Here is a 14,434-nt window from a genome sequence, read left to right as displayed (position 1 = left end):
CTGCTACACAATCGTAGCCCACAAGGGTGGTCCACAATGGCGGCTCTGACTTACATGCAACGGCGTGCATCCGGCACCTACGAGTTTCGCAGAAGGCTGCCTGAAGCGCTGGCCGGAAAGCCTGTGCCTTCTCATATGCGCGATGCTTTCCCGGACCTCGTCAATCAGAAAACGCGTTGCTTCAAGCGTGAACTTGTTCGCTCGCTCGGGACGAAGGAATTGAAGCAGGCGAAACGGCGCGACCATCAGGAGGCCTTGAAGGCAACCCAGTTGTTCGACGCGGCAATGGAAGCCCTTACACCGTCCACTGTCACGGAGCAGCCGGTAAAGTTCGATCTGAAGCAATTAGGCGAGGGTGTCTTTGCTGCCTTGCTTGCGGAGGACGAAGTCGAGCGGACGGAGGGCGATGACCGGCGACATCTGCAAACTTCTGAGCAGCGAGCAGAGTGGCCCGACCTCGTGGCGGTGCCGCCCAGCACACAGATGGGAATGTCCGCTGATCATGCTCACATGTACGGTGAACTGCTGCCGGTGTTTGAAGACGAGTTCCGAGCCGCCTACGCCCGACGTGATCCGAAGATCGTCTATCCCGAGACCAACGTCGCCCTGAAAGCGCGTGGCATCTACCTGAGCAAATCCTCGCCGGAGTTTCAAAAGGCCGCTCTCGTGGTCCTTGAAGCCCATGTGCGGGCTTACGATGCCATGAGGAAACGGCAGCGCGGGGAAATCATACCGACTCCGATAGTGGCCGAGCCGTCTACCGATGAGCGGGGGCCAAAGCTCTCCGAGGCGCTGGCGTCATGGGCTGCCGGTGGTTCGGCGCACAATACTAAGAAGCCGAATGCCAACACGGTGACGGAGGCGGAGCAAGCCATCCGGTACTTCAAGGAACTGCACGGCGATCTGCGGCTTGGCGAGATTACCCGCGAGAAGGCCCGCGAATTTCGTGATGCGGTCGCCATGGTGCCCGCCGCATTGCCGCGCGATTTCCGCAGGCTGCCCCTGCCCGAGTTGCTCAAGCGGGACCTATCCGGGTTCAAGCCCCGAGAGGCAACCACCGTGAATAAGATCGTTCAGGTGCTTGGTGGGATTATCTCTCGGGCTGAACGCGAAGGCTTCCTTGATAAGGTGACAGGCTTTGTAAATCCGTTTGGGAAGGCCATTCGGTTGTCAGTCGACAACCACCAGACGCGGCGCAAGCATTTCGAGAAGCTCGACCTGAAGACAATCTTCGCATCACCTGTATATGCGAATAATGATCGTCCTACCGGTGGTGGCGGGGAAGCAGCTTTCTGGTTTCCGCTCATCGGTCTCCTCTCCGGGATGCGCCTCGACGAAATCGCACAGTTGCGGATATGCGATCTCCGGAAGGACGAAGACACGAAGCGGTGGTATTTCGACATCGACCGGACTGGCGGACGCTCCACGAAGACCAACTCATCCATCCGCCATGTGCCGCTGCACAGGGAATTGAAGCGCATCGGGTTGCTGAAGTACCGGGAGGCGCTGCTAAAGCAAGGTGCCAGCTTGGAGAGCCCGCTGTGGCCGGAGGTCAATGCCGAGGGTGAGCGGACACGTTCATCAGCATGGTCAAAGTGGTTCGGTCGCTATCTGCGATCGACATGCGGCGTGGCGGATACCGCTAAGGTTTTTCATTCCTTCCGTCATACCTTTAAGCGGATGACCCGTGACGCTGGCATTCCCGAAGAAATGCATGATGCCCTCACAGGTCACTCCAGCGGTGGGGTTGGCCGTTCGTACGGCAAGGGCTTTTCGCTGAAGCCACTCGCGAAGGCTATAGATGAGGTTCAAGCTCCCACCGACCTGCGCCAACTGAGTTGGTCCAGACCGAACGCCGCCCGAGCTTAGGCCGCGCGATACCTCTGAGCTTCAGCCTCGTCGATCTGATACTGCCGTCCATTGATCTTCCGCACCCGTTCGTAGAAGTCGCGGTCGATTATTGCCATCCAGCATGTTCTCAGTATTAGCGGTAGGAGGGCTACGGTGATGTGACCATTAAGGCAAAGGCGAACGCCATCGCGAAATTTCCCGCCATCGAGATCGCATCACTCACCGATAGCTGACAAACCCTTCGGGCGAACATAGGTCCGGTAAGGGCCGGCCAGGAGGAGACATCCTCTGACAAGCGGGATCGCGCCGAGGCATTCAGCGGAAGCGCTCACAGGTGCCCTGAACGAACTAAAGGGAAGCTTTGGCTACATTCATTGTGTCTAGCTGTTGCGGGTCTGCGCTCAAGTGCGGACATTGTTACCAGCACACTGGCCAATTTCCTTTGTGAACGACCGCGCCCCGTATTAGCTTATGAGGAACCTTCTAAGTGAGCGGGCAGATGAATCTCGAAGACTTGTACCGGCTTCTGCGCAGCGAGCATGTCCAAGCGCAAGGGATCGTTGACACGCTTGAGGAGCCCCTTCTGGTACTTGACCAGGCGGGCTGCGTCCTTACGGCCAACCGCGGATTCTACGAAACCTTCAGAGTGGTTCGGGATGAGACGGTTGGGCGCAGCCTGTTCGACCTGGGCGGAGGTCAATGGGACATACCCGAACTCAGACGCCTCGTCGGCGAGATCATTCCCCGGTCTGCCGCCGTCGTCGGATATGAGGTGACAGCCGAGTTCCCGATCATTGGTCCGCGCACAATGCTGGTCAGCGCACGTCGTCTCGTCCACCCCGACAATAACAGCACCAGCCTCCTGATCCTTTTTGAGGATGTGACCGACAGGCGGCAACGAGACGTCCAGAAGGACATTCTCCTCGCTGAAACGCGCCACCGGATGAAGAACCTTCTGGGGATTGTACGGTCGCTTGCCAATCAGACAGATGTGGAGGGCCGCACAGCCAAGGAATATCGCGACGCCTTCTTGGGAAGGTTCCAGGCCGTGGCCGAAGCCGAGACGATCGCGCTTGCCGGCAGCGCTGAAGTCAATCTGAGTGCCCTTGTGGAGCAGTCGTTGGCGGCCGCGAGCGCGGAGCGATACCGGATCACCCCCGGACCAGCGGTGCGTCTCAGCCCACGGCAGATCATGCCGATGAGCCTCATTCTGCACGAACTGGTCACCAACGCTTGGAAGTACGGAGCGTTCTCCAACACTGAAGGGCTAGTCCACCTGAGCTGGCGCACGTCGGAAGAGCGGGGCAACACCTTCCTGCACATAGACTGGCGCGAGGAAAATGGCCCGCCGGTGACTGCGCCAACTCGCTCCGGCTTCGGCTCCAGACTGATCGATCTTAGCGCCGTGCAAGGCTTACGCGGCGCGGTGGAACTGAATTATGAGCCAACCGGTTTAAGGGTTCACATCACTGCGCCTGTGGAGTCTTGAACACGGGGACAATTGTGCCGGAAACTCCCCGAATACTGGTGGTCGAGGACGAGTACCTTATCGCGTTGGAGCTAGACGCCGAGTTGAGGACTGCTGGGTACCGCGTAGTCGGTCCGGTCGCTGACATCGAGGGCGCTCTGCAGCTATTGAAGGTAGACCGGCCTGACGCCGCCATCCTCGACGTCAACTTAGCTGGACAATGGATTACCCCGGTCGCGGAGACACTCCGGGCGATGGCAGTCCCGTTCATACTCGCCAGCGGCTACGTTGCCGCCGACCTCCAAGCTCATCCCGCCCTGCGAGACGCGGTCAATGTCGGAAAGTCATGGAGGCGGGAGTATCTACTCAAGACCCTTCGGAGCGCCCTGGGGGAAACGTAAGGATGTTTACTTGGTCGCTCCGGCCTATATCGTCACTTGCGGGTGCTTCACGCTAGTCGCTTCAATCGGTGCACGCGGCTGGCTTTCTTCTTGAAATCTGTCAACCGCTAGTGTACTATCGCGCATATCGATACTGGCCGAACAACTGTTCCGCTTTCGCCTCAGATCCTGATGGCGCGCACGTTTCAGACATTCTCCATCATCGACTAATCGGACGGCTGGCCGCAACTCTGCGGGCTAGGTCCTGCGCGCATAAGAAGGAAACCTGATGAACACCGGTACAGTGAAGTGGTTTAATACCCAAAAGGGCTTCGGCTTTATCCAGCCATCAAACGGCACCAATGACGTCTTTGTTCACATCAGCGCGGTCGAACGCGCCGGTATGGGAACTCTGACGGAAGGTCAGACGCTATCTTACGATGTCGTTGCGGACCGTCGTACTGGCAAGTCCGCTGCCGAAAATCTTCGTGCTGCTTAGTTAAGAGCACGACAGACCTGTCGCTCTAGCCACGGATGTACTGGCAGAGCTTGTGGTCCTGCCCCGCTCTCGAGTTATCGGGGCGGGGTTTTTCATTCAAGCAGGTAAGACGATCGAAAAGCGGGCGCCACTGCGGCTTCCTGTTGCGCCTGTGTCCGGTGGACTACGTCAGCATGTTCACCAACCGCATCGGGAACGAGACTCCTCGGTGCCAAGCAGGAGACCCAATGAGCATCGTTAGACGTCATCTAGCCGAGCAAGAAGAACGCATGGTCCTGATCGAGGAAATCTGCATCGATACAGGGGCGCTTGTCCTGGATACTGCCACAGACGAAGTCTACTTCTCCGCGGACGAAGCGGCTTACAAGAACGCATATGTCACAGTGTTCCAAGCTTGGGCAAAGGGCACGATCAAGGGCACGGCGGAACAGATATTCGAAGCTACAAAATCCATTCTTGAAGACTAGCAAGGGCATCGATAGAGCCGTAAACGAGGAGGAAAATATGTTATACGCCTATAAGCTAAATGAAGAGGTTCGGCACCACGCTCAAGGTCCGCAAGGACGCGCAGCAACTGAATTGCCGAGGATCTACACGATCGTACAATGCATGCCGATCGAGTCCGATGGACGAGTAAGGTATCGCATCAAGTGCAGGTCCGAGAACATTGAGCGCGTCGTCACGGAAGATCAGCTTTCGTATTTTCACTGATCTCTGCATCTTTCCCGCAAGCGTCCGTCAGACAGTGTGTAGGCAGCAGGGAGGAAAAAATGTCAGATCGCCGGGAGCTCTATCGGAGCCCAAACGGGGACGCATGGTTCATCGCGCGCGAGCCTACAAACGGTTACGCTTTTATAATCCACCAGCCCAATGCGCCCTCTGGCGGCCGGCTATCTCACATCGAGTTGGGCGAGTTCTTGCGTGACGGGAAAGGACCAGAACAGCAAGCATTGTTGCGATTGATCGGAACGCTGGTCGATATCCCGCCGTTTGCATAGGACTCTTACTCTCATCGATCATGGCCGACTCGCGTAACAACGCTGATGGTCCGCTTCAAGGCCGCCTCCAGCCTGAAAGCAAGCTCGACACTTCTTTATAGGTCGACACGTCGGGCTACCGGCCGCTGGGAATTGTCAAAGGGGTCAGCGTTCAGCACCTCGCTTGCCGCCAGAGAGTCTCGTCGCCCGCGAGAATGGCGCTTCGGTTGTGGAGCTGGAAGGGCACGCCAGAAGCACCGGACGTACGCCTGAAGGGATCATCCAGTCACTTCGCATAACCCTGTGACCGGAGCCAAGCGATCCGACGCTCTCCATTCATCCAATCGTCAATTTCGGCTTTGCTCGTGAAGCCGGAAATCTCTCGCGCTTCTGCGCCCGGGTATTCGGCGATGATCGCCCAGTCGCCCTCGGATTTACGAACTGGTCTGAAATTCACTTTTATTTTTGCCATGCCGAACTATGTAGGAAGGCCGCCGAAAAGGGAACCCCGTTGCGCCGTGTTTCGGCTTGGAGCAAATAGCAGAGCCGCCCGCCTGACCGAGCATGTCTTACTCAGGAGCGATCCTGTAAACATCGCCGGGTTTGAGGTTGAGTTCCTCGAACATCCTCTGCTGCTTCTCAGTGAGGACCGCTGGTACAACTTCCGCAGTCCAGCCTTCGGAAACGGCAGCAAGGACTAGAGTCAATGCCTGATTAGGCTTGGCTAAGGCGAGCCACATCTGCTTCGTTGGCTGCGAAGCGCCGTCCGAGGTCACCTCAACGATAGTGAATGAAGTGCCGAACGACTCTGCCATCCGTGGCCAATCCGCGGAATTGCCAAAAGTTGCAATAACTAGCTGGGTCGCGGAAGACGGATGGGGCCAGCAATTAATCGATAGATGGGCACCCAAGCAGTGTTCCACGATTCCATGGTCGCACCGCAAACCGAGCACTCGAAGCTGGCGATCTGCCGACTTGGGGCCATCGCCTCGGTTCGGCTATAGACCGCTCCACACTGGCAGGTTCGGTAGTGGGAATCGGGCATCCCGGTTTATGCGCTCAAAAGGCGAAACAGGCCACTGCGAAAATAGAACTAGGCCGCTGACGATGGAAGCAGGATAGCCGGTGAGCCGAGGGAGACACAGGCCCACAACTGGAATGTCCGATAGCTAAGCACCGCTGTGCGCCCGCCGCCTTGCCCCCAGCTCTGCATATAATTACTCTCCACTGGTTACTCTCCACTGGTTACTCTCCACTGGTTACTCTCCACGCGGAGACTCAATCCGATACTGGCAGAAACTTCACATGCCAACGACGACAGGCGAGTACATTGATTTTTGGGTCGAGAACAGCGTTCACCCCTCGGAGCAATATGGGACGCCGGGGGCTTCACAAAGCGTGGACGAATTGGTTGGCCGCCTCATTGAAGGGGCCAAGACTCAAAACATCTCGCGAGAGGCTCTGGAGAAAGAGGTCGGTGATCTAAAGCAGTACATCGCGAGAAAACTCGCGACTGCTAACCGGATGGAGCAGGATCGCCGCAAGTGACTTCGACTTGCACAGAGCCGATGAAGTCGCGTCTATCTTTGTTCCGATCACGAAATGCACAACGAGAACGGCCATGGCAATGCGAGAGGAAATAAAGCGAGTAATACATGCTGCAACACCCGGTATGTCGCAGCAGCTCTACTCAACACTGCTGGTGTTAGGCGAGCTCCTCAGCAAGGCGCTCGACAGAATCGATGAACTCGAGAAGAAGGCCAACGGTCAAACGGTAGACAGGCGCTAATTGCCGCCCGATCTAATTGCTCACGGTTTCTCCGGCTGCCAAGAGCGGCATCAGGTTAGCCACAGGCGAGGCCCGCAAATGGGTCACGAGCGGACCTCTCACAGTGAGCAGGCATGGTCCAGTCTGCAAGGGACTTGGGCTGATCAACAGGATTTGGCTCTGGAGCGGGCCGGATCGCACCTACGTGAGCCAAGTCGAGCAGTGCACCCGTAACGCACGATCACTGTCCTGGCCGGATTGCCGGGTGGCGACCCCTTGGCCGCCAACATTACGGCGAACCGTCGCGGGAGGTCTCCTGGTGCACAGCCGGTCGTCCGGTTCCCCTTTGGTGGCGCCGTTTCGAATCATCGTTTAGTCTGCTCAGCGTTTCAGAAGTCGATTACCTAAGGTGCAGCCTAGGGGGCAGCGATGCGACCGCGCTTCATTTTCATGATGTTCGTTTTACTTCTGGCCGCGGCGCCGGCACTTGCTGCCGAGCGAGTCGCGCTGGTCATTGGTAATGGTGCATACTTACGCGTGCCTATCCTCCCGAACCCTACACGAGATGCGACCGACGTCGCTCGTGCATTGGAACGTCTAGACTTTAAGGTCACTCAGTTGAGCAATGGGACCGCTGCCGATATGCGCAAGGCGCTAGTCGAGTTTGGCCGTTCCGCAGAAGGCTCAATGATGGCGGTTGTTTTCTATGCCGGACATGGAATGGAAGCCGGAGGAGAAAACTGGCTGATTCCAACGGACGCTGAGTTGAGGAGCGACACAGATGTTGAGAGCGAAGCAGTCAGTCTGAGGTCGGTCAATCTTCAGGTCGGCAAGGCGCGACAGCTAGGATTGGTCATTCTGGACGCGTGCCGCAACAACCCATTTGAAGCAAAAATGAAGCGTTCCTTGGCCACCCGCGCGGTAGCCCGTGGATTGGCTGCTACAGAACCAACGGATAATGTACTCGTTGCATATGCGGCTCGTGATGGGACAACTGCCAGCGACGGTGACGGAAGAAACAGTCCATTCACGACCGCGCTCCTTCGGCACATCGAGACACCCGGGTTGGAAGTGTCATTTCTATTTCGTCGAGTGCGTGATGATGTCATGACCGCGACAAAGCGCGGACAGCAGCCCTTTGTGTATGGGTCGCTGTCAAAGGAGGAGATCTACCTTAAAGGACCGACTGTAAGTCCTCCGAGTGCTCCCACTTCTAGCGTCCCCACATCGCCCGTTGTGCCAGCGCCCACCGTGTCCACACTTAACACAGACACTAGCGCCCCGAAGGAAGCAGCGACGGCGAGCGCGATAGCGACTGATCACCGTGAATTCACGCCTGAGGACAGTCAGCGGGTAGCGGCAATAGGGACCAAGCAGCAATTGAAAATGCCCGAGTTCACCATCTCAGCCGATAGGTCAGCCTCATCTGGAGCGAATGCGAGGTTCGTCGGCGTGTGGTCTAGCAAGCAAGGCTGGGAGAAAGGCAGAGGCCGTCACGGGATGTTGATTATTACGGCTGTTTCAGCAACCGGCTTGGCCAGTGGGTACTGGCTCTGGGGCCCGCCTACAAAGGCGTCTTGGCAGCAAACGCCGGCCGGTTACTCCAAATTTGCCGAGTACATTGAAGGGAACGGCTTCTCACTGAATTTCCGCGAGACGATTGCCGTAAAGCTGGACGGGAAGAACGTGATCAGATTGTCGAACTCTAATCCCGACCATCCGACTGAGAGGCCCACGATCGACCTCTACCCGGTGTGGCAACTGAATAAGCCAGCACCTGTGGTTGGCGACCCGTCGAACAATAAAGAGCGCTCCCAAAAGCCAAGGGACACCAGCGCCCCGTCTTCAAGTGTTAATCGCGAAGATCAGACGCGAGCGGCGAAACAAGCGCAACAGCCTAGCGGGGACTCTCGATGCGACAGGATGCGTGACCGGCTAGGTTGTCTCTGCGCGGTCCAAAACGGAGGCGGACTCTCGCCGGATGGCAAAAGTTGGTGGTCGAAGCGCCACACGAGTGATCCACCCAATGAGGCGTTTGTTCGGTGCCAACTCCGAGCCGGCAGAACGTAGCGTTCGGTGCCGAGCCGGGAGCTTTGAGCACTAAGGTGGGATCCTGATGCGCTTCTGATAGCCAAGGGAAAGCCTCTAAGGCCGTTGATAGCCCGTGTACTCCCTCCTCGCTAAGGACGCTCGTCCTCAGACCCCTGCAGTCGCCGTAAGAGCAGGCGTTAGGGTGATGATGACCTTCTTGGTCTTCCGCCATTCCGAGCATGCCGCCAAAGCCCCCGGGGGCCTGAAGGTCATCCCTTTGGGGGCGGTAGGTAGCGGGGCTCCTGCTTATCTCTTCAAGGTGCTCCGTCAGGGGACCTAGTGGTGGTGATGGCCGGGTTGGCATCATCGCTCGAAGGTTACCCTAGGGCGTGTCGTGGCGGGCATGGAGGTCTACCTTCAAGGGTAGGGATGGTGAAAGTCGTGTGCCCACCGCGCTCTCCCCCCTATAGGTCCTCTACTAGGGAAGGCCCGGCTGATGATGGTCTGGCAGGCTTCGCCGCTTTGGAGGGATCAGCGCCAAGCGCACCGTAAGGCAGTCCCCCGCCAAGTTCCTCCCTCCAAGTCCTCCAGTCCTCCCAGTCCTCCCAGACCTCCTAGTCCTTTAGCAGAGGCGTAAGACGGAAAAGGTCTATTTTGTAGGGCTAAACTCGACTTTTATGAACGCGCGCGACTGGGCCGAGCCAGCGCAAAAGGCATGCTTCATAGCGGCCTTGGCAGCTTCGGCATTCGGCTCCGCCACGAGTACGGCGTCATGAAGGGGCAGCGCCGGGATGCCGCTCTCAAAGAGGTGCGTGACCACGGCAATCAGCAGTTCGCTTTCGAGGAACATGAGTTCAAAACCGATGCCGGTTCCGAACAGATGGGCAATCGGCTCGTGCTTTTGCTCTAGCCGGGCAAGCGCTTGCTTAAGGTTCAACTGGGGAAGCAATGGACTGCAATCGCGGGGCCAACGCATCAGAGGACCTCGCGTGAATAGCAAGGCGTTGAGCAGTAGCTTAAAGCCATCTCGCCCGGTGCCGTCTCCCATCGCATCGTAAAGATCTCCGGTAGGCTGCGGTGCTCTGGCGCGGACGTAGGCGAGACGGGGAAAGAGTTGTTGGTAGTCGACATCGGCCACCGGCATGCCGTTCATGCGTATCTGCCGGAAGCGATTCTCGCGAGGCATCGTCATCCAGAAGCCGCCCGAAAGCCTGCCGCCCTGTTGCCAGCTCTTATTGTTGAACGTCCTGCGGAGCGTCCGGCGATAGGAGGCGATGACTTCGCCCTCCCTGCCGAGTCGGGCTGCATCGCGAGTGCCGACCAATTCGATGTCAGCGTCGAGGAGCCAATCATTGATTCGTTGGACTTGTCTGCGTAACGTCCGCGTTTTCTTGCTCTCTGAGTAGTCGATTAAGGTCGCGTTGCCGTCATCGTCCCTGCCGGACTTAAGGATGAGGACTTCCGGCTCTTGCTCGCGACGGAAGGAGTTCGGCGCCACTTTCGGAAGGTGCTTCCGGAGGCGGGTTGTCGTGCTGAAGAGAGACGGGGCTTTAGCCGTTTTCGAGAACCGGTAGCCTTTCGTGATGGGCTTGAGCAGCTTCAGCCGCTCCAACAGGTCGATCAAGCCAAGGAAGTGCTGGCCGTAGACAGGGTTCCGGTAGCGGTTTGCACCCCACATCATGTTGTTGTCGAGCGGAACGGCGAGCGCCGCATCTTCGCGAAGGAGGCCCTGAATCAGCAGATTGCAGGCAACAGCCTCAATAGCGATGATGAATTTGCGTCGGTCTTCATCCTTGCGGGCGCGAGAGCGAAGACAGAGCCTATCTTCCTGGGTGATCAGATGCTGTGTGAGCCGGCCGATGGCTGCCCTTAGCTCCGGGGTTCTCGCCCGCAACTGCGGATCGAAACGCATGTGCTGATTACTTAGTGCCATGGTCCGAAGAATCTGTGCTCAAAATGACCGGCTTGATGTCCCAACATGTGCGTACCTTTATCCGCCCACCAGATATGCCGTGCGAGAGCCTGTTACTGCAAATTATCCAAGGCCTGCTGCCCGAAGCACGGGATGGCGTCCATACCTTTTAACCTTCAGGGCGAGGACTGCGGGAAGGTGCTTTTCCACCACCCATTCGCACGGTTGCTCGACGGTCCGTCCGATCAGGCGCAACACCGGCCCAGACGACCTGGGAAAGGCGTGGAGTTCGGTTTGGCTCTGTCTGCCTTGATGGTCCACGAATGGCCAGCGCTTATGGGTGCCACTCGCAAGGCGATGCAGGGCCTTTGCGATTTGGACCGTGCGAAACTCTTCGGTCCGATGTGAGCCGGGGTCTTCCTCAATTAATGCTGTGACAGCCAGCACGATGGCGACGAAGCGCTCTGGTTTGATGCCTGCGACACGGAGCCGCGCTAAGGCGATCCGCGCCCGTCTACTTGGGGACATGCCGCGCAGCCGAGTGGCGATCTCCGTTGGGCCGGCTTCTTCGAGGAGCAGCGCGATGGCGCTAAGAGCCGCCTTGAAGAACCGATCGGATTTGGCTCGGGGCCGGAGATACGAAGCAGCAGCCGCCAAGTAAGGCCTCAACTCCGCGGCGCTGTATGTCCCGTGCCAGTGCGATCCATGCCGGGCTTTGTGCTCGACATGTTTGCGGCAATGGAAGGCGGCAAGGCCAGCTCCAGTCGCTCCCATCGTGGAGTTGCGACAACCAGGTATTGTGCAACGGTCAACAAAGGCAATCTTGGATATCCTTGCCTTGAGCCGTCTTTCGCCGCTGGGCATCAGTTTCTATCCCCGCAGGCTCCTTTTGCTCGTTCGTTCAGATGACGCCGAAGCTCAGTGCAATATTCCTTCTTCCAACTCCGCGCACGGACTTCGAGATCGCGATTGTCTAAAAGCTCCAAATAACGGTCCCAAATGTCGGGACTTGCAACTGGCTCGTTGTGACTGTTTCGCCAGCCGCGAGCTTTCCAATTGCATGCATGCTTCACGCCATCCGTGATGTACGTGCCCGTCGCATAGACGAGGCAAAAAGATCCATCGCCTACCGCTTCCAAAGCTCCGACCAGGGCTGCAACCAGGGCACGTTTCTCATCGCTACATTTGGTACGGCTCTGCTTAGCTTCGCTGTCATTGACTATCCTCCCGTCCATTGTCCGAATTTGCCAGACACATGCGGAAGGCCCCGATCCGTCTTCATTTGGGAGATCAGAAGAATCCAAAAAGATGACGTAGTCAGCAGTTGGCAAGAAAGGTTCGTTTCTCGGTAAGGGAAGTGCAGGCGTACTCTGCGAGGCGGCTTTCACGTTGGCTCCTGATTAGCTTTGCGACGCCGCCAAAAGCAGCGGCAAGAGACATTTGAACTCTTCAGGGCGCGGTGCAAGTCGTAACGAACGATCAGGAGAAGCTATGCTCCTTCCTTTCGCAGCTTTTACATTGATCGCACAATCTGGAAGTACAGGCCAACAATGCACTATTTACCTGATCGCTTTTTTTTGTTGGAGGAAACGTGTGCCCCAACATCGCGCCATGGATTGTCACCGCGGTCCCCCGACCAGGCTTCGAGGTCGCCAGTGCGAGACATCAAATCGGCCACGAGATGAAAGTTGGACCAGTCCCAAAAGCGGCTTAAGGTCGCCTTCTCGTTGACGATAGCCTTCTGATCTCGATTGATGCGACGCGACAGGAAGCGACGTGCTCGTCGGGCGTTGATTGCTTCCATTTCAGCCGGAATTCGACAGGAGCGGCACCAGTTGATCAAGTCTTCAACGGTTCTGCGATATCGGTCACGGGTGGCCGCAGAATACGATTCGGATCGCAGCCAACTCTCTGCACTGGCAGCTATAGATGTCGTTCGGCCCGAGGCCAGATTGAAAAACCGCAGGGCGCGGGCGTTGCCTATTTTATCGTCAAGCTCGTATGCCCGATCGACCAGAGCATCGAATTCGGAGTACCGCTGTTCGAGGCCAAGTGCGTGTAGGTCTTCTGCATTTATTGGTTGGCCGGACGCAGGCGATCCACTTGCGGTTAGCGGATTGTCTTCGGCGGGGATGTTGTTTCGCCAACGTTGCGCCTCCGATAGCAGCCCCGGCGGAGTTCGATCTCGACGCGCGAATCTCCTGAACCGTCTTTGCATTTGGTCAACGAAAGCTTGAGCAGCTGGAGCTGCTTCTCTGGGATCATCGGTTCGGAGGTTTTTGTAAACGAACTTTTTGAATCGAGTGCCGGACCCGTCGAGTGGGAAGCGAAAACGGAGCTGCTCGGGGATGCGCAGTTTTGCTCTGTAATGGTTGCCATGCCACTCAGTGTATGGCGGTGGCTTTCCTATTCTGCGCGTGGGGGGCATTCGAGTTCGATTGTGCTGAAGTGGGTGGCGCCCAGTTTGGGGGGCGAGTCAAGGTGACGCAGTTGTCAATTTTAGGCTAGGGCCCCAAATTACATAATCGCCTAACGACCATTGCGCGAGGATGGATGGAAGCGAAAGAATTGAAACTTGTTGCCTACACGCGCGTGTCCACACAGAAGCAGGGGCGCAGCGGATTAGGACTTGAAGCCCAGAAGGCTGACATAGAGAACTTCGCGCTGGCGAGGGGCGGAAGGATCGTTGCCGAATTTACCGAAGTGGAAAGCGGCAAGAATAGCGACCGTGGCGAACTATTGAAGGCCATCCGCTATGCCAAGATCACCGGAGCAGTGCTGGTGATCGCTAAGCTTGACCGGCTTTCCCGCTCGGCTTCATTTACGCTGACTTTGCGCGATAGCGGGGTGAGGTTCCTCTGCTGCGATATGCCGGAGGCCAACGACCTGACCATTGGCGTGCTGGCCGTGGTTGCGCAGGCGGAAGCGGAGGCTATCTCGCGGCGGACACGTGATGCACTGGGGGCGGCCCGTAAGCGGATAGCCGAGACGGGTCAGCGATCACGTCCGGAGATCAAACGTCTCGGCAATCCTAATGGTGCGGAAGCGCTGCGGCGGGCTCAGAGGGGTAACTCGGCGGCGGTGATCCAGATACGTCGTCGGGCCGACCAACGGGCCAAAGACCTCGCATCGGAGATCGAAGCCATCCGCGCAGGCGGCGCTGCAACGTTAGCTGCTGTGGCACATGAACTCAATCGGCGTGAGATCGTAACCGCACGCGGCCGGAAATGGCATGCTTCGTCCGTCGCAAATCTGGAGAGCCGTCTAAAAGTGCTCTAACTGGTGGGTCTTCAGCCCTGCCACGGGGGGAAGAATCTCACGTCGCCGCCCCGAGATCACGTCTTACATTTGTAACCCACAACCATTTTCTGCCCGGGGTCCGAGCCTTGGACCGCACCATCTTCCCCCGTCGAACTCCGCGTGTTGTGATATGGCCTGAGGCCGAAGATCGTCGTTACGTGTCCCATGTCGCTCAATGAAGGCCATCGCCTTCTCAAATAAGACCTTCCTTTATCTTCGTGCATGGCTTCCCGGCAAGCTCATCTGTG

At 57.6% G+C, this 14,434-nt stretch carries 13 protein-coding genes; 8 read left to right on the top strand and 5 right to left on the bottom strand.

Annotated elements, in window-relative coordinates; all coding sequences use genetic code 11:
- Positions 1 to 36: 36 nt before the first annotated feature.
- From GGD67_RS19265 to GGD67_RS19245, 5 genes are all read left to right on the top strand, one after another.
- Positions 37 to 1,869 (top strand): site-specific integrase, encoded by a 1,833-nt coding sequence (locus GGD67_RS19265; protein ID WP_179735034.1) that lies wholly within the window; start codon positions 37 to 39, stop codon positions 1,867 to 1,869.
- Positions 1,870 to 2,350: 481 nt separating this feature from the next.
- On the top strand, positions 2,351 to 3,340 hold the full coding sequence (locus GGD67_RS19260; RefSeq protein ID WP_179735033.1) for an HWE histidine kinase domain-containing protein: 990 nt from the start codon (positions 2,351 to 2,353) through the stop codon (positions 3,338 to 3,340).
- A gap of 38 nt (positions 3,341 to 3,378) precedes the next feature.
- Positions 3,379 to 3,720, top strand: coding sequence for a hypothetical protein (locus tag GGD67_RS19255; protein ID WP_312013759.1), 342 nt, complete (start codon positions 3,379 to 3,381; stop codon positions 3,718 to 3,720).
- Positions 3,721 to 3,988: 268 nt separating this feature from the next.
- Positions 3,989 to 4,198 (top strand): cold-shock protein, encoded by a 210-nt coding sequence (locus GGD67_RS19250; protein ID WP_018321049.1) that lies wholly within the window; start codon positions 3,989 to 3,991, stop codon positions 4,196 to 4,198.
- Positions 4,199 to 4,425: 227 nt separating this feature from the next.
- Complete coding sequence (locus GGD67_RS19245) at positions 4,426 to 4,665, top strand: hypothetical protein (RefSeq protein WP_179735032.1); 240 nt, start codon at positions 4,426 to 4,428, stop codon at positions 4,663 to 4,665.
- Positions 4,666 to 5,744: 1,079 nt separating this feature from the next.
- On the opposite strand, the gene GGD67_RS19240 is transcribed toward GGD67_RS19245, so the two are convergent.
- Positions 5,745 to 5,990: a hypothetical protein gene (locus GGD67_RS19240; protein ID WP_179735031.1), complete on the bottom strand. Its 246-nt coding sequence runs from the start codon at positions 5,988 to 5,990 to the stop codon at positions 5,745 to 5,747.
- Positions 5,991 to 6,480: 490 nt separating this feature from the next.
- Here GGD67_RS19240 and GGD67_RS19235 point away from each other — a divergent pair, with 490 nt between their 5' ends.
- Both GGD67_RS19235 and GGD67_RS19230 read left to right on the top strand, forming a co-directional pair.
- Positions 6,481 to 6,723 carry a hypothetical protein gene (locus GGD67_RS19235; protein WP_179735030.1) on the top strand — a complete coding sequence of 81 codons (243 nt, stop codon included), beginning with the start codon at positions 6,481 to 6,483 and terminating at the stop codon, positions 6,721 to 6,723.
- Between the two features lie 649 nt (positions 6,724 to 7,372).
- Positions 7,373 to 9,013, top strand: coding sequence for a caspase family protein (locus tag GGD67_RS19230; RefSeq protein WP_179735029.1), 1,641 nt, complete (start codon positions 7,373 to 7,375; stop codon positions 9,011 to 9,013).
- 610 nt (positions 9,014 to 9,623) lie between these two features.
- On the opposite strand, the gene GGD67_RS19225 is transcribed toward GGD67_RS19230, so the two are convergent.
- From GGD67_RS19225 to GGD67_RS19210, 4 genes are all read right to left on the bottom strand, one after another.
- Positions 9,624 to 10,886, bottom strand: coding sequence for a hypothetical protein (locus GGD67_RS19225; RefSeq protein ID WP_179735028.1), 1,263 nt, complete (start codon positions 10,884 to 10,886; stop codon positions 9,624 to 9,626).
- 123 nt (positions 10,887 to 11,009) lie between these two features.
- Complete coding sequence (locus GGD67_RS19220; protein ID WP_246790831.1) at positions 11,010 to 11,543, bottom strand: hypothetical protein; 534 nt, start codon at positions 11,541 to 11,543, stop codon at positions 11,010 to 11,012.
- Between the two features lie 206 nt (positions 11,544 to 11,749).
- Complete coding sequence (locus tag GGD67_RS19215; protein WP_179735027.1) at positions 11,750 to 12,274, bottom strand: RNase H family protein; 525 nt, start codon at positions 12,272 to 12,274, stop codon at positions 11,750 to 11,752.
- Positions 12,275 to 12,441: 167 nt separating this feature from the next.
- Positions 12,442 to 13,104, bottom strand: a complete 663-nt coding sequence (locus GGD67_RS19210) for a hypothetical protein (protein ID WP_179735026.1) — start codon at positions 13,102 to 13,104, stop codon at positions 12,442 to 12,444.
- Between the two features lie 335 nt (positions 13,105 to 13,439).
- Here GGD67_RS19210 and GGD67_RS19205 point away from each other — a divergent pair, with 335 nt between their 5' ends.
- On the top strand, positions 13,440 to 14,165 hold the full coding sequence (locus GGD67_RS19205) for a recombinase family protein (protein WP_179735025.1): 726 nt from the start codon (positions 13,440 to 13,442) through the stop codon (positions 14,163 to 14,165).
- Positions 14,166 to 14,434 lie beyond the last annotated feature (269 nt).

It is taken from the genome of Bradyrhizobium sp. IAR9, assembly GCF_013408065.1.
In the GTDB taxonomy this organism is placed as follows: domain Bacteria; phylum Pseudomonadota; class Alphaproteobacteria; order Rhizobiales; family Xanthobacteraceae; genus Bradyrhizobium.
The sequence above is the reverse complement of the archived record's forward strand: the minus strand, read 5'-3'. Positions and strand labels throughout refer to the sequence as shown.